General features: G+C 36.5%; 17 protein-coding genes and 1 pseudogene. 9 read left to right on the forward strand and 9 right to left on the reverse strand.

The genetic code is table 11. The features are described 5' to 3' along the window. Positions 1–10: 10 nt before the first annotated feature. From AB0A59_RS03245 to AB0A59_RS03255, 3 genes and pseudogenes are all read right to left on the reverse strand, one after another. Positions 11–661 (reverse strand): serine hydrolase domain-containing protein, encoded by a 651-nt coding sequence (locus AB0A59_RS03245; RefSeq protein WP_458747544.1) that lies wholly within the window; start codon positions 659–661, stop codon positions 11–13. 8 nt (positions 662–669) lie between these two features. Beyond that, positions 670–1,239 (reverse strand): annotated as a pseudogene (locus AB0A59_RS03250) (serine hydrolase domain-containing protein); the annotation flags it as partial. Further along, positions 1,240–1,548, reverse strand: coding sequence for a hypothetical protein (locus AB0A59_RS03255; protein ID WP_458746431.1), 309 nt, complete (start codon positions 1,546–1,548; stop codon positions 1,240–1,242). It lies immediately after the preceding pseudogene. 983 nt (positions 1,549–2,531) lie between these two features. Here AB0A59_RS03255 and AB0A59_RS03260 point away from each other — a divergent pair. Continuing rightward, positions 2,532–2,771: a hypothetical protein gene (locus tag AB0A59_RS03260; protein WP_458746432.1), complete on the forward strand. Its 240-nt coding sequence runs from the start codon at positions 2,532–2,534 to the stop codon at positions 2,769–2,771. Positions 2,772–3,901: 1,130 nt separating this feature from the next. Here AB0A59_RS03260 and AB0A59_RS03265 read toward each other — a convergent pair. Beyond that, positions 3,902–5,503, reverse strand: coding sequence for a S8 family serine peptidase (locus AB0A59_RS03265; RefSeq protein WP_458746434.1), 1,602 nt, complete (start codon positions 5,501–5,503; stop codon positions 3,902–3,904). 456 nt (positions 5,504–5,959) lie between these two features. After that, on the reverse strand, positions 5,960–6,550 hold the full coding sequence (locus AB0A59_RS03270) for a GNAT family N-acetyltransferase (protein WP_458746436.1): 591 nt from the start codon (positions 6,548–6,550) through the stop codon (positions 5,960–5,962). A gap of 371 nt (positions 6,551–6,921) precedes the next feature. Here AB0A59_RS03270 and AB0A59_RS03275 point away from each other — a divergent pair, with 371 nt between their 5' ends. Then, the gene (locus AB0A59_RS03275; protein WP_458746438.1) at positions 6,922–7,344 is read left to right on the forward strand and encodes a hypothetical protein; all 423 of its coding nucleotides are present in this window, start codon (positions 6,922–6,924) and stop codon (positions 7,342–7,344) included. 208 nt (positions 7,345–7,552) lie between these two features. Further along, positions 7,553–8,308, forward strand: a complete 756-nt coding sequence (locus AB0A59_RS03280) for a hypothetical protein (protein ID WP_458746440.1) — start codon at positions 7,553–7,555, stop codon at positions 8,306–8,308. Between the two features lie 334 nt (positions 8,309–8,642). Here the strand turns inward: AB0A59_RS03280 and AB0A59_RS03285 are convergent, their stop codons facing one another. Then, positions 8,643–8,888 carry a hypothetical protein gene (locus AB0A59_RS03285; RefSeq protein ID WP_458746442.1) on the reverse strand — a complete coding sequence of 82 codons (246 nt, stop codon included), beginning with the start codon at positions 8,886–8,888 and terminating at the stop codon, positions 8,643–8,645. A gap of 175 nt (positions 8,889–9,063) precedes the next feature. On the opposite strand from AB0A59_RS03285, the gene AB0A59_RS03290 reads away from it, so the two are divergent. Further along, entirely contained in the window at positions 9,064–9,549 is a 486-nt protein-coding gene (locus tag AB0A59_RS03290) for a CHRD domain-containing protein (RefSeq protein WP_458746444.1), read from the forward strand. Positions 9,550–9,884: 335 nt separating this feature from the next. On the opposite strand, the gene AB0A59_RS03295 is transcribed toward AB0A59_RS03290, so the two are convergent. Next, a complete protein-coding gene (locus AB0A59_RS03295) occupies positions 9,885–10,421 on the reverse strand; it encodes a hypothetical protein (RefSeq protein WP_458746446.1) in 537 nt (178 codons plus the stop codon). A gap of 397 nt (positions 10,422–10,818) precedes the next feature. After that, entirely contained in the window at positions 10,819–10,986 is a 168-nt protein-coding gene (locus AB0A59_RS03300; RefSeq protein WP_458746448.1) for a hypothetical protein, read from the reverse strand. Between the two features lie 202 nt (positions 10,987–11,188). Between AB0A59_RS03300 and AB0A59_RS03305 the strand changes: the two genes are divergently transcribed. The 5 genes from AB0A59_RS03305 (at position 11,189) to AB0A59_RS03325 (ending at position 14,398) form a co-directional block, all read left to right on the forward strand. Next, complete coding sequence (locus AB0A59_RS03305) at positions 11,189–11,335, forward strand: hypothetical protein (RefSeq protein ID WP_458746450.1); 147 nt, start codon at positions 11,189–11,191, stop codon at positions 11,333–11,335. A 568-nt stretch (positions 11,336–11,903) separates the two neighbouring features. Next, the gene (locus AB0A59_RS03310) at positions 11,904–12,251 is read left to right on the forward strand and encodes a hypothetical protein (protein ID WP_458746452.1); all 348 of its coding nucleotides are present in this window, start codon (positions 11,904–11,906) and stop codon (positions 12,249–12,251) included. Continuing rightward, positions 12,242–12,586 carry an HNH endonuclease gene (locus tag AB0A59_RS03315; RefSeq protein WP_458747545.1) on the forward strand — a complete coding sequence of 115 codons (345 nt, stop codon included), beginning with the start codon at positions 12,242–12,244 and terminating at the stop codon, positions 12,584–12,586. Before AB0A59_RS03310 ends, AB0A59_RS03315 begins: the two co-directional genes overlap by 10 nt. A gap of 372 nt (positions 12,587–12,958) precedes the next feature. After that, positions 12,959–13,180 carry a hypothetical protein gene (locus AB0A59_RS03320; RefSeq protein ID WP_458746454.1) on the forward strand — a complete coding sequence of 74 codons (222 nt, stop codon included), beginning with the start codon at positions 12,959–12,961 and terminating at the stop codon, positions 13,178–13,180. Between the two features lie 609 nt (positions 13,181–13,789). Next, positions 13,790–14,398 (forward strand): hypothetical protein, encoded by a 609-nt coding sequence (locus AB0A59_RS03325; protein WP_458746455.1) that lies wholly within the window; start codon positions 13,790–13,792, stop codon positions 14,396–14,398. Positions 14,399–14,641: 243 nt separating this feature from the next. Here the strand turns inward: AB0A59_RS03325 and AB0A59_RS03330 are convergent, their stop codons facing one another. Then, positions 14,642–15,001: a hypothetical protein gene (locus AB0A59_RS03330; RefSeq protein ID WP_458746457.1), complete on the reverse strand. Its 360-nt coding sequence runs from the start codon at positions 14,999–15,001 to the stop codon at positions 14,642–14,644. Positions 15,002–15,088: the final 87 nt, after the last annotated feature.

Raw genomic sequence — 15,088 nt, forward strand, 5'->3', positions numbered from 1 at the left:
ACGCTACTATTTATGGTAGCGATGTGGGGGCCAGGTACGCACCGAGTGCCTTGAAGATGTCGGTGGCGATGCTCGTGCCCTCCGCGGCGTTCGGGCCGTGCGTGTTGTCGATCACGATCGAGAGCTGCTGCGACGGCAGGTACGCGGCAATCCCCTCGTATCCGTTGAAGACCGGGTTCTGCAACACCCACCCATTGCCGATGGCGACCCCAAGTCCGTAGCCGATCTGCCCAGGCGCACCCGGCAGGCCCTTCGACAGATCCTCGACCTGCTCGCTCGCTGACTCCTTCGAGAGCATCTTGCCGGTGCCGACCGCCTTGATGAGCGTTGTCATGTCGCGCAGCGTCGACGTCATGATGAGTCCGTCGCCGAGGCCCCACGACGGGCTCCATCCCGTCGACTCCTCGTAGACACCACGCTCCGACGTGTACGCGTGGAGTGCGGGTGAAGGGATGGCCGGGAGCTTCGTGATATTCGTTTCGGTGAGTCCGAGCGGACCGAGGAACTTCTGCTGCAAGAGATCGGTGATCGACTTCCCGGTGATCTTCTCGACAACGTTGCCGAGGATGATAAAGTTGGTGTGCGCGTAGTGGAAGCATGCGCCCGGGTCGCAGACGATCGGCTGCGCGAACGCGTATGCAGCAGCTCGTCGTCCGTCCAGTGGCGGAACGGCTCCGCGAGCTGCGCCGCCTGGAAGGGCGGGTTCTCCTGGATGTAGTCGGGGTAGCCGGAGGTGACGCTCGAGATCATCCGCAGCGTCACCTTGTCGGCGTTGGGGTACTGCGGGAACCACTTCGACAGGGTGTCGTCGAGGCTGAGCTTGCCCTGCTCCTGCAGCTGCAGCACCAGAGTCGTGAGCATGGGGATCGTCATCGCGCCGGGACGGAACTTCATGTCCGGCGTCGCCGGCACTCCCTCCTGGGAATCCCCGAGACCCGTCTTGACGACGATGCCGTTGTCGACGTCGACGCGCAGGAGCACCCCCTTGGCGTCCTCCTTCTGCATGACACTCTGCGTGATCGAGATGATCTGCTTCGACACCTCGGCTTTGCTCGTGCACGTGCCGCCGATGTCGATCTGGTTAGACGAGCACTTCGAGTTGGTCGTCGTTGTATTGGTACCCATAGTAGAATTCGCAAGCGTATTGTTTACTGCAGTCATGCTCTCAACTTGTCCCATTGCTGTAGTTGGAACGAGTATGAATGCTGCCAGCACTAAGCCTAAGCAAAAGGGTTTCATTTATAGATACTCCAGTTTCGTCACGAACATACCCACGGCTTTCATTGAACTAACACTAAATTGATTCACTCCAAGTTCCTTAGGAATCCCACCAATTACAACAGATCGATCCGTGGGTTCAATGACCGTTCCATTATTATCTTTTGTAGAAGAAGGATTCCACACAAAATTACCTCCACCACCATCTCCTATGGAGGTATGACCTTTTACAATAGCTGTCACATTTAATTTAAATGAATCTTGAATTATTTTTCCACTTATAGCACGTAATTCACTTATGCTATCTACTGTTATTACGGACCCGATCATATTTTTCAAATATGTAGATTGATATAAAAATTTTTGATGTTAATAGACAAAATCAAGAATTATCGGAAAATGACTATCAATAACGGGTCTAAACTGCTAAAACTAGTTAATTCATGGAGCAATTTCTGCATTGAGTTTATATTAAAATATCCATTCAAGAACTTATCCATGCTTGGAAGATTCGAAAGTCACTGATGAATATTAAGATATTAACTGGTGCATAAGATAGAAAGATTTGTGAATCATTTATGGATATAGAAATGCACCTATAATCCAAACTTCAGAAATGTCGTGTTTTATGAAGATATAAAATTTTTATAGAAATTAGGACATTCTTTCTTACGGTTATCGATCTATCACGCATATTTTGTTTGTATCCATACTAACTTTGCGTTAGGATTGGGCCATTTAAATAGTCAAATTTGTTATTAGTCCCATTGAGCCCGCATTAAAAATTTATTACTTCTTATTACAAATAGATTACAAATTGACTATGATATCAAAATAAAAAAATACTTTATCAAACCCATGTGGATATCCTCAAGAGTCCCACCGAACCCTTATACCATACGGAACTTAGTCCCACCGAACTCGATACCAATTTTAGTAACTAAAAAGAAAATGAGGCTCGGTATATATCACGATAAAAATATTATGACCCAAATCCTCTTCCATGTGCCTCATGCTTTCAACTTACATCAAGATATTACTATTTTGATTTTCTTTGTGAAAATTGTAATAGGACGTGAAATCTTTTACCCTGTCTATAACCTCTGTCATATTGGCAGGTATACTCTTAGCAAAGGTACAATAGATTCTGATATCCAATTTTTCCTATTTATTAAATGAACCTGTTAGATGTTCTCTTCCAACGACTTAACTACTGAAATATGGATGTTAGATTTGATTGGTTGAAAAATAAGTTATCATCTCTATTAAAGATTATGGTTTAAGTATTTAAATGATATTAATCAGTATCAATTATGAGTAACAACAGTATTGATTGGAACGATGTCATCAAGAAAGAGGCAAGAGGTATCAATGACGCGGATCTTGGAGAAGTACAGGAAATTCGACTCGATAATGTTATTACTAAAGCGGGTGTAGTCGACAAAGAAGTTTATTCGATTCCAAAAAACCTAGCTGAAAGATATGACGGACATAATGTATGGTTTAGGGTAACTAAGGAAGACGCTGAGAATCTCTATAAGATAAAAGATTAGGAGTTCTATACATCATCATTTACTTTTTTTTGAGAAAAATGGTAATTAGCAAGTAGCTACTCCAGCAAAGTTAGACCCTCATGAGGAATCAAACCTATTACCTTATGATTTATAACAATTTTACATCATTGCTAATGTTATCATGAAATGAAAAAACAATAAGCCATAGAATCATAAAAAATTTTTGTCGCGTGAACTAAAAACGAATAAATCGTTTTAGACTCATGTGGACTTCCTCATGATTTCCACCGAACACGCAACTTAATTTAGTAGCGACATAGTATATAATCAGAATATGTTAAGTATCAAATTTCTAAATTCTTAAAAAGAAAAGGGTTAGTTTGAGTCCTAACATCCATTAGACTTGATTTGATGCTTTGTTTTTTGTTTTTTAACAAAAAAGGAATACTGCCCTCAGGATACTACACTGCTATTATCCTGCTTTGTTTATTGTCCCTGAAATATTGGAGTGTCAGAGTACATGTTTCCATTCTCGCCTGATTATCTACCTACATTCTTTCCTGTATTCTCTTGTACCTGAATGCGTATGTTGTTACTTGAACCTAGTATTCATTTGGTTCGATAACATTCAAAAGCATTTCTGATTAAATTCTAATTGAACTCTTGTAGATCTGGAGGAAATAGATATAGCAAGTGATACTGTTTAGCGACAAACTATTGTCATATTTATCAAAATCCATACACACATGTGGCTGGCACTTCACAGTGAAATATTTAATGTTTTAATGTCCTGATAGTAACACACTATAATTCTGGGATTTTCAAAAAATTCCGGTCATAATTCGAATGTACTTTGGTATTTTGTATCTATTGCCAAAAAATCGCATAATGACACAAACCTTAATGTTTTCGTAAGTTATATTTTAACTAGGAAATATTCCAAGGGACAGCATTAGTGCAATACAGCGACCTTAAATACTGTGTTTTTTCGTTTTTTATAATAGAACATAAAATGACATTCTTTTTGTCCAATTTTGATTCACAGAAAATTGTTTGTTTTTTCTCGTCCATATTTGCGATAAAGTTACAAATAAGATAAAAGATGAATTTACAATTCTACCAAATTCTTGGTTACATATATTTATGCAGTGATAGATTTAGAACCATCATCAATAGTTTCTTACATATAGTAATCGCTCCCTATAACTGTCCTTATCGTTTGTAAAGTAACCTTTACCATTTCCATCACATATCGTTGAAGGTGTTGATCCTTTGCTTAATAGCGCATTGCGTACTTCTGATGGCGAAGCACCGGGATGCGAGGACTCATATAATGCAGCTGCACCTGCGACATGAGGAGAGGCCATGCTTGTTCCGCTCATTGTCGCATAAGAGTTCCCTTTATAGGTAGAATATATTTTGGTTCCAGGTGCTGCCATATCTACAACCGCACCATAATTGCTAAAACTTGCTAGAGAATCGTCTCTTCCATATCCTGTCGAGGGACCTTTTCCTCCACACTTGCCATCACTATCTCCAATGGCTGAAACAGCTATTACGTTAGGATTATTAGCAGGGGAAAATGTAGAAGCATCCTTTCCATAATTTCCCGAAGCCACCACAAACGTAATTCCAGCTTTTACTGCATTGTTTATAGCGGTATCAAAAGCAGTAGATTTACATTCACATCCAAGACTTAAATTAGCAACTTCTATTTGGCTTGCATATCCTCTAATATAGTCAATACCTTTTATTACAGTCGATAAGGCTCCAGAACCATTTCTGTCTAATACCTTGATAGCCCATAGTTTTGCTCCTGGAGCGATGCCAACAACGCCAATGGAATTGTCTTTAGCTGCTGCAATTCCTGCAACATGGGTCCCATGACCGTTGTCGTCATTTGCTGAAGAGGTACCTGAAACAAATGTTTTTTGATGGTGAACGTAAAGATCAGAATGACGTGTATCTATTCCGCTATCCAGAATGGCTATGTCTGCATTAACTGATCCAGCTCCGTTTCCAGACCTGGTATAGCTTAAGTCTCCATCAACCCTGTTTATTCCCTTTGAAAGTGTTTGAGCAAATGTTTTAACTACTTTATCTTTTTCTATATAATCAACAAATGGGCTTTGTTCAAGCACCTCGATAATTCTTTCATTTGGAACATTGATTGTAAATCCATTTAATACATCTTCATAAATGTGGAGTATCTCTGTTCCTTCTATGTTTACCTGGCTTGCAACATCAGTAAGTAATTCACGCAAATTGACTGTACCATCATTTAGAACTACGATGTATTGGCCTGGTATTACTTCTCCCATTTCGGATTCAGAGGAAGTAGATGGTGATGAAGATGAAGAAGAAGATAAATAATCAGATAAAACATCAGAGTAAGGCAATTTATCCAGAATGGATGTAAGAGAGCTAGGAGTTGTTATTGATGAGGGTGTTCCTTTATCTTTAACTTTTTCATTTTCTGAATTTGGAGATTCATTCACTTTCATCTCTTCCTCTATGTTTTCTGTTTTAGAATCTGAATCATCTACATCATTATTGTCTCTTGTATTAAAGCCTGGAATCATGTCGTATAATTCTTTTAAATTGTCATTCTCTTTGTTGTTATTATTGCCATTAAAATCAAGAAATGGAAGATCAGGCATACCAACGCTTTGTGCAAATGATGTTGGCGTAGAAATAGATGATAAGAATCCCATTGTAATTATACAAAAAGTTACAATGAACTTTGCAATAATATTATGTTTTTTTCTCACAAACACAAAATAATCATTTAGAATAAAAGAAATATCCAGATGTCCTAGTTAAGAATTCTTACTATTTTGATAGTAGAAAATCATCATATACTACTTTACTTCTTGGGTCGGGTCCGATTCATCGATAATATGATGACTTAGGGTTAACGGGATCCATAAGTTATGCTTCTGATAGATAATTAAATGATTAAATCCAGTCAAATTTGTTTCACATACCGCCGAACCCGTTTGTATATCCGTCTACCCACTTATTGCTCAAAATAATCTGCCATTGAATAATGAGATTTCATTCACTTTTGAATTACAACCCTCCGTACCCACACGCATAATTAGCAGAGACTCAAACATTCTTATCATTAGAACAGATTGAAAAGGACGGAAGCCGCCTATCGCTCTAGCAAAATGGCATCAGATCATTAGATATAAACAGAAAGAAGATTTTCGTTACTTATACAATTATCTAGTCCTTGGCTTACGCATCATCGGATAAATGGTAGGTGATGTATTTACTTGGACAATTCCAAGCGATTCAAACCCATGTCGTTTGTAAAGTGTAATGTTTTTTTCGTTTGATGATTCGAGATAGGCTACAATATTCTCTTTGTCAAATATGTCAGTTGTGTACCCCATAAGTGCAGTACCAAGTCCTTTACCATGGTAAAATGGGTCGACTCCAAGAAGCGGTAGGTACCAATGGGGCTCGGTCGGATGAAACCCGCCCATTTTCTCAAACACCTCCGGGCCGTCTGTCTGGGCCTCCTTTGATGAAGTGGCTTGTAATATCGCCATCATAGTGTCAAAATCAGGCTCAACTCCATTGGGAAGCCAAAGGGCAGCGCCAGAGTAGTCTCCAACGAAGTACGCTGTCTTGTTGGAAAACGCTTTTCCTCCATATGCCCTAGCAAAATCTTCAACACTTGAGAGATATTTTTGCGGTGAGGGCCAAATCCATCTTGAAACAGGGTCTCCAGCAAATGCCAATTTCAAAACATCGATAATAGCATTTTCATCTTCCTGACCCGCTATTTTAACTTCCTGCAGTGTCATACAGAAATATTTTGACTCATTTGTATTAAATATTCTTTCTTTGACAATACTGTATTTCAGAATAGTAAGTTCAACTTTTTGATTGTATATTTTGGTTTAGAGCTAAGAGAAGATCCTGACAAGAAGAACAATTTTAACCAACACACATCGAACAAAACGTTAAAGAACATAGAACTCTATATATAATAATATGGAATTCTATAAAATCAAGTCAAATCTTAAACTGTTGATATACAAGATAAAATCAAGCTTCTCCCCAAAGTCAAAACAGACCCAGTCACGTGAGTAAGATATACACATCAATGAACGAGAATCCAATCTTTTCTAATTAATGATAGATTTAGATGTAAAATATAATCAATAATTAGTTGATGAGCAACGGAGTAGGACATTTACCACTTTTAGCAATCTTGACGGCTCCCCTAGTCTTGATGATTTCAGATTCTCTTGAAGTTTTTGCTACACATATTTCAAAACCTGTACCATATCTGGAAAAGAATGAATTTTACTCAAATGAAACGATAGATTTGAGTGGATGGGTTGAGTATAACCGCGAACCCGCCTCCGACGTATTGGTACAAGTATTTCTCGAGAAGGAACGAGATAAATTAACTTCAGATAACTTTACAAGTGACTCGAATGGAAATTTTTCTGCCATTTTATCACTTCCTGACAATGTGGAACCAGGAAATTATACGGTTAGTGTCACGAGTCTTTGTCAAGAGATACACGGTAATGTTTGCACATACCAATGGGAGGAACTTCCAATTACTATAAGTACAAGAAATAATTAGGATCGAGTCCATCCGAGAGTCCATCCGAGAGACCTATATTAGCACTACTCTCTCCGAGCCCATATAAATAATATTTACTATCTTACAAAAGATAATGTTTGAAATTAGCCAAGATATCACTCTTTCATTTTGTTCGGTAGATTATCCCTAAAATCAAACTCATAAAATATATTCGACCGTTTCAAGATTCAAAATGTTTCTAATGCAGATGCCTTCAAGATTTAAAGGAGACTTGGACAGATTTGGAGTACAAAAAATCTATCAAGATGCAGTTCATCCAAGAGTAGTTTATCAAGGAGTTCAAGGATGGACCGAAAGGTATTCTGAACATGGTTTTAGCAGGATTCTTGGGGTCACCATCTGGAGAAAAACATTTCAATTTGATATAAGCGGCTTTTTAGACCAAGAGGTAACCATATATTTGAACATACCAAAGTTGAATTCAGAGTATTATGAACATCGTCCTGTAATAGGTCCATGTGCTAGCGGTTCAGGCTTATCCATTAAACTACGAGGAGGAGGTCACAGTGATAGTGGAAAGAGTTCTGCGAGATGTTATGTCTTTCATTTTGAATATGAAGGAAATAACAATTGTAATAACTTCCAGAAGGAGGCACCGCATCCCATTTACGCAAAATATACTATACCTACAAAATTTAATGCACAAAATTGGGTAGGATCAAACAATTGGGTAGGTTTTAAAACAGTAACAATAAATGAGAACGATGGCGTAAGATGTGAAGCCTATATAGATTATGGAAATATTTTAGATGATCGGCCCACTAACCAATGGCAAAGATGGTATTCAATTTTGGATACGGGTCAGTTCGGCGACCCAAGGAAACCAGAAACAATTTCTCCATTTAGAACTGCCAACGGTAAAGTAACACAATTTCGATTAGATAACGCTGATAGGGGTACCAAGTCACGATTTGCTTCCGTAAGAGAAATTCGAAAAATATAAAATTCTACATCCATATCCTAGACTAGATAAGTAGACAGTCAAAAAGTCTGAACTCAAGGAATCTTTTACAAAGACCGATATCAACACTCCCTCCTCCGGTCCATGTTAAATTAAGAATATTTCAAAAAATATCCGCCGTCGTCACTTTTTCCTTCAATTATGTACTTCAGAATGAATCTATTTTCAAGTGTAAAATATGAGGGTTTTTTGAAATCCTTTTGAACATATTTAAAAGCAATGAATTTCGCTATATAGAAAAAAAATGGATATTTAAAACGGCCAAAGGTCGAACTAAAATAAGTAAAGAAATGAGAGAATTATGATGGGATATCCACTAGCAGGAGCCTTTTGACCAACCTACTTTGTATCCACTAGCGTATTCCCCTGTTCCTGGAGAATATGGGTAGCAATGATCATGATCCCACCAGCCCTGTTGACATCCATTAACCCATGTCTTGGACTTCCCGTAATCCGTACAATGTTTTGCAGCATCTGCGGATTGGTAAGTGGCTAATGATGGTGCTAGGGCCATTGTAGTTACTGCAATTGCTATTGCAAATAATTTGGTAGTAATTTCCATTAATCATGTTGATTTTGACATGTATAAAAATATTTGTTTATAATATGAAATTGTTTGAAGGACTTTCAACTTTTTTATAAATTCCTAAATGTTTTTGATAAAGATGATAACTTTTGGCATATATATTATATACTAGTATTTTGTTTTTTAGATGATGAAAATCAATAATCTTGTAATGACATTTGTATTAGTGTCTTTGACAGCAGTTATCGCGGGACTTGCAGTTGCATCAGGCATAAATCCGACGGTCGTATTCGCAAACCACGAGTTTGCAACTAACATGACAGGTCAAGAGCAGGTTCCACCTATTGACACACAAGCAATAGGTGAAGCAATGTTGGTTCAGGATTTGCCTCTAAATCAGACAATCCACTATTTTGTGAATGTCACAGGAATCGAGGGAGTAACACAGGGACATATACATAGTGGAGCCCAAGGAGAGAACGGCCCAATTGTTGTAACCCTATTCAACTTTGAATCACCTCAAAATGAAGTTCTTCTAAATGGTACAATTGCAGCAACTAATTTGGAAGGCCCAATGGAAGGAAGTGAAATATCCGGTCTCATAACAGCAATGCAAAACGGGACTACATATGTCAATGTTCACACCGAACAGAATCCCGATGGTGAAATAAGAGGACAATTAGTGGATATACCATAAATTGTTTCGGACCATCTGCGATCAGGATCTCTCATTCCTTTTTTTAAATCTTGGCTAATTATAGATAATTTCCTTTGATAATTGATTGTTAAAAAACCTATTGCATTAGTTAAGCATGATGTGCATGATGTGAAATTATCCTTGTTTAAGACCGATATCAGCACTCCTCCCTCCGGGCCCGCATTATTCATAAACAAGTTCCATGTCATTTTTGCCATATATCCCACTCGGTCTAACTCTTAAAACTCTCCTTGCACTCACTCTAATGCACCTGGATGAATCGAGTTCTTTACTACTATAGTATCAAAAATGAAAAAATTTGATCGATTTGGGTGTTAACAGTTGAGCTTCTCTCTAATAGCTCTTGTTTGTTCACCACCAAATTTGTTTAGTATATCACAATAAATGCTATCATTCTCCTGGACTAGAGGGGAAACTCGAAATGTAGCTGTTACGTGATTTCCCTGAGTTATATTACATGTAGCTTGGTATGGTCCTGATAGCACTTGGGTTAGACAAGTATTAGCGCCTCTTTCTGGATTACTAAAATGAAACACCACTCTTCCATCCTCCCCAATATTGGCTATAACACGACCTCTCTCAGCACCACCAAAAAACCCATCTCCTGTCGTTATCCACGTGATGGTCGGTCCGGCATGTACCGGGCTACCATAAAACTTTCCCTCAAACATTTGATATATGACATTATGAAAGTTGCCCGCAGTAGACGTGGCCCTAGATGGAGTCCACGCCTCGGCTTCTTCAATTAGAACCGGAATTAGAAATGCCATCATCGATCCTAAAAGTACAAAAAGCACCGCTAATTTTGTAGGAGTCTTCTGAATAATTTTTACTATGGACAATTCATTCATACATCTCTTCTTTGAAATAGCAATTTAATAATGGCTATTAATTATACCTATTGATAGTACTGTGTTAACATCCTTGACCAGTAATTGAAAACTTGTTATAGCGAGTCATGTGAGACGTTCGAAAGTTTTCCACTTAGTTTACAAACCATAACGACTCAAATGAAGCAAGCAAGCTGCTACATCAGACTCATGTGGATATCCTCATAATTTCCACCGAACCCGCTACCTGTTTTAGTAACCATAAAGGAAGGTATCGGATGTAGGATAATTCCTAATTTTCATCTTTTTAAAACAAATCTTTTTATGTTTTCATCTTCACAATTGATCCTAGGAATAGCGACCCCTGCCTATTTTGAGAGTAAAGTTCAGATAAACGATCTTTTGGTATCTGTTTATGTTATTTTATTTCCTTTTTTGCGCATGAATCACAGTATTTTTCTATAATGGTAGCTCCTTCTACACTGAATATTGCTTCCTGAGTAGCCGTGTTCCCGCAAATTACACAGGGTTTTGTATTTCCGCCAACATCAACGAATGCCCTTACCGACGAAAATTTCTTTTCCATTCTATGTCTTCACTTTATTATTGTTATGCAATTGCACTTATAGTATGTGTTTGCTAGATGTGAGCCAAATTTATATAAAAGACTATTAGCCGAATTAATGTTTTATACTCATTGGTGAATTAAATTTATTTTCCCTGCAGTAGTTGTTTGTATAAAAACAGAAGACAAAGTTACCTAGAGCATTCAAAGAATTCAGAATCCATTGGATGTAACTAATTCTGTAGAACCTGCAAATGAGATTAGAGACATCCTTACAGACAATAACCGAGACAATAGCCAAATAGCATGTGAGTTAATAAATTGGAATGACGAATCTATTTCATACCTTAGAGAAATATTGAATTCCTAGATTCCTTGAGTCTTGCATAATGGGCGCCGTGGTAGAATATGGTGCAAGACTCTTCTGAAATTATTGTGGAATTTTACTAATACTATTCTGATGGGTTTAAAAATAGAATGTATCGATAGACATATTTCACTATATTTGCTCTGTACTTTTAGACTAGAAAAACAGTAATTGATCTTGCTGCCAATTCAGTCTAACAGTGTTAAGAAAAACTACTCCCACACACTTATAATTCATTAATTATAGCCGATCATTTCTATTCTGTGAGCGTGAACCAGAATTATGAACAAAAATATCTTAACAGGTTTAACTCTTTTTTCTTCAATGAGAAACTTTAAGCACTTACAAACCCGTCTTTCTAAAATCAATATTAGATATTTCAGGTTACGCTGATGATTTTGCAGGAGGAAGACTAATTGGTCATCAATGGATTGAAAAGAATAACGAACAATTACGAGTAGATCTTAATTTTATTGCTATTAGATATATCAAATACTACTGGGAGTTCTTATTTAAGTTCAAGCTAAAACAGTCTCACAGTCCTTTAGATGCCAACATAAACGCGATCATAATGAATGTCAACAACGAACCAAAAACTCCTTCACTCGAACAATTAGTAACTAATGAATTCCAACAACTTCGAAAAGAAGTAATCAACAAGAGTATAAAACCCGAAGTTCTTATTCATTTAGATCCTATTGGTGATTTGTATAAGCGTAATGAGAGAAGCGATTCGATCACTGTTGATAAATCATTAATTGAGTTTTTTAGGAACCATAGAGTCATATTGTTATCTGCGCTTAATTTTATGATTACTCGTTACTTGGAAAAAATAAATTTTGTTCCCAGAACTGCAGAAAAGGTTGCAGGGTCGATACCGAGAACTCTTCTAAATCCTAAAGAAAAATTATCCTTTTAAAGTTACATGATTCTTGTTTTTATTGTCATGCAAGATCCGAAAAGGAATATCATATGGATCACGTTATCCCATTTAATTATGTTTATCAAACTGAAATCTTTAACATTGTACCTGTGTGTAATACTTGTAATTCATCTAAGAACGATAGATTGCCTACACTAAAGATATTTGAAAGGGTGGTTGAAAAAAATAAGAAATTAAGTTTAAGAAGAGCCTATACAGACGAATGGTATCGCAAATTATATGATACATGTGTTACTTCGTACCACGGAAGCAGACCATTCTTTGATCCTCACAAATTAGTAGTAGGGAGACTCGGGGGTAAATTTTCTTAATACCCGTGTAGTACAACAGGTTCTGAATTATTTCAATTGTTCTTTAATGCTCTTTTAAGTGAATATAATGGAATTAGATGTCGATATTTTTTAGAATTAACTAACCAAAATCCATGTATTGTTGTTTTTCACCATAAATATTCAGAAAGACATATGAACTCGTTAGCAGAATTATCTATTCATTTATCTATTTTTAAATATCATATATTATCTGATTGAAATATATTGAATTAACAGTTCCCAAATACCTCATGGATTCGAAGCCCACTGAACATGCTGACTTGCTTTATTAACAATAATACCTAGGATAGGACCCTTTGCATGTTAAAAGTTCTTTTATAATTTCAATGGACTATAACAACAGAAATAAGATTGGGAAGGGTTGCAGCAGTCCTATCTGATTTTGATGGAACTTTGTGTCCTACCTCTGATATAAAACAAGATCATAATAATTCTGAATTAATTCCATCATCGTTTGAAAATATACGCTGTGAAATTTCTTTAACTACACCAATAAGTATCATAACCAGTAAAGACTTGATTCCATTTATACAAAAACTAAAAAATTTGCAAGATTGTTATCTTGTATTTTAGGCTTAGAAATCTTTGTTCTAAACGGTATAAAACAAATTGATCATGATAAAAATATTCCAAATGAAAATAATAAATCATGCTTAGGAGATGTCATCATAAAAGATAGGGTTGCACCCTTGGACTCTGAGATGCTATTAACTAACTCGGGTATTAAGTGATATTGCAGCCTATCTTGAAACAGAATATAAGAAAATAAATATTGAAAAAGGTTTCTAAATTCCAAAGAAAATACAATAGGTGGGATTACATTAGATTGGAGAAATGGATCTGATTGAATGACTAGCAGGGAAAAATACGAGGATCTTATCAAAGAATCAGTGTCTATTGTGTTAAAGAATGCTTCTGTCCAAAAGGAGGAGGGCGATGATTATTCATGAGAAGGATTTTCTTCTAGATATGTTAAAGTTTCTGTATTGTTGGATTCGTCTGAATCAATCCAATTAAAATTCGAGATATGATACTTTAAATTAAAACGATCAAGTCACAAGCTTGACTATTACCTTATCTTTACTATATCAACGCGAATCTGTAGAGAATGGATTCGTCAGATAGACTTCGATGCCTTATCCATAATCGGCCTTAAATCAGGAAATTAAATATATAGCCTTAATGACCATCACAAATGTGATTAAAATGCCTAATTCTTCTATTACTACGCCATTTACACAATTGATAGCGGATTTTAAAGGAAAGAAACTTCCATCTGAAGAAATTGAATCGGATTATAATAACACTTTAAACTATCCAAATAATTATTTTGTTGCACCAGAAAACTGGAATGAGTCTTTTTATACAACAACTAGAAAAAATATGCTTTTACTTAGCAGGGGGATAGAAAACATCGTAAGAATAAAACCCCCTTTTAACAAATTCACCTTAATATCTTTATTTCAAAGGAACAGTAATTTCAACGATGTCAAAGAGCAATACCTCACCCTTTCTCCACTGACAAAAAAACTGTATTTGATAGGACACACAGGCTTGGCAAGCGGTATTAGTTTATCCAATATGGCCGACATAGTAGATTTCAGTGGCTGTGGATTGGAAAATAATTGGATAATAATATCTTTAAGTGAAGACGAAGGTTGTGCATTAATTGCTGAAGAATTTACACCTGGTAAGTATAGAGGATTCTTCACAAATAACCGAAATCTAGTTAACAGATGTCTAGATACATTAAACAATTCTTTACCCGTTTCAGAAAGAATAGAAGTTTAATGCGTGGTTACTGAAGCCGCAATTCTATCTTTAAATAACTGAAGTATAAAATTAGTAAAACAGATCATTTCAATATTGTAGCAAAGATGTTGCTATATCGCATTATCGTGACTTACACAATGCTGCTTATACCTCAAGAAACTAAATACTGTTATAACATGGCAAAAAATTTAAAAAGGATTTAAAATATGCTAAAATGCATATTTCGAAGTGCTTAAGCGATACTAACTCATTATAAGAATTTTATTGAGTTATAAAGTCTTGAAGATTTGTTTTTGTTATCTTCAAATTATTTTCTTTCTCCAATATTTTCATAGCAATTAGGGCAAGCGACTTTTTCACACCAAATGTTTTTTCCGGATCAGTAATAGGTTCTAATCTAATGGTTATTTGATTTTCTTTTGATATAATTGTAATGTAAAAAGATATTGGTCTTTGATTTTCAATTACAACTGTGCTCATCAAGATTATGTTTTTGTCCTTATTGAGAAAACAATCGGTATATTTGATAATTGTTTTATTATCTATTTTGTGAATTACTTTCTCAAATTCTAGGTAAATATTTTCAAATTTCAAAGGTCCAGAAATTACTATGTGAGACACAATAAGTCTTCATTTTTTTCTATTTATCTTTGATCGAAGACAATCATATTGGTATGGCTATATAACTATAATCCCGAGAGTGTAATT

This window comes from Candidatus Nitrosocosmicus sp. T, assembly GCF_054408485.1.

Excerpts from the sequence above, each read along its gene's own strand:
- AB0A59_RS03325 (WP_458746455.1), top strand. The coding sequence starts at position 13,790 with ATGACCATCACAAATGTGATTAAAATGCCTAATTCTTCTATTACTACG.
- AB0A59_RS03285 (WP_458746442.1), bottom strand. The coding sequence starts at position 8,888 with ATGGAAATTACTACCAAATTATTTGCAATAGCAATTGCAGTAACTACA.
- AB0A59_RS03275 (WP_458746438.1), top strand. The coding sequence starts at position 6,922 with ATGAGCAACGGAGTAGGACATTTACCACTTTTAGCAATCTTGACGGCT.
- AB0A59_RS03270 (WP_458746436.1), bottom strand. The coding sequence starts at position 6,550 with ATGACACTGCAGGAAGTTAAAATAGCGGGTCAGGAAGATGAAAATGCT.
- AB0A59_RS03295 (WP_458746446.1), bottom strand. The coding sequence starts at position 10,421 with ATGAATGAATTGTCCATAGTAAAAATTATTCAGAAGACTCCTACAAAA.
- AB0A59_RS03255 (WP_458746431.1), bottom strand. The coding sequence starts at position 1,548 with ATGATCGGGTCCGTAATAACAGTAGATAGCATAAGTGAATTACGTGCT.
- AB0A59_RS03280 (WP_458746440.1), top strand. The coding sequence starts at position 7,553 with ATGCCTTCAAGATTTAAAGGAGACTTGGACAGATTTGGAGTACAAAAA.
- AB0A59_RS03300 (WP_458746448.1), bottom strand. The coding sequence starts at position 10,986 with ATGGAAAAGAAATTTTCGTCGGTAAGGGCATTCGTTGATGTTGGCGGA.
- AB0A59_RS03260 (WP_458746432.1), top strand. The coding sequence starts at position 2,532 with ATGAGTAACAACAGTATTGATTGGAACGATGTCATCAAGAAAGAGGCA.
- AB0A59_RS03290 (WP_458746444.1), top strand. The coding sequence starts at position 9,064 with ATGACATTTGTATTAGTGTCTTTGACAGCAGTTATCGCGGGACTTGCA.
- AB0A59_RS03310 (WP_458746452.1), top strand. The coding sequence starts at position 11,904 with ATGAATGTCAACAACGAACCAAAAACTCCTTCACTCGAACAATTAGTA.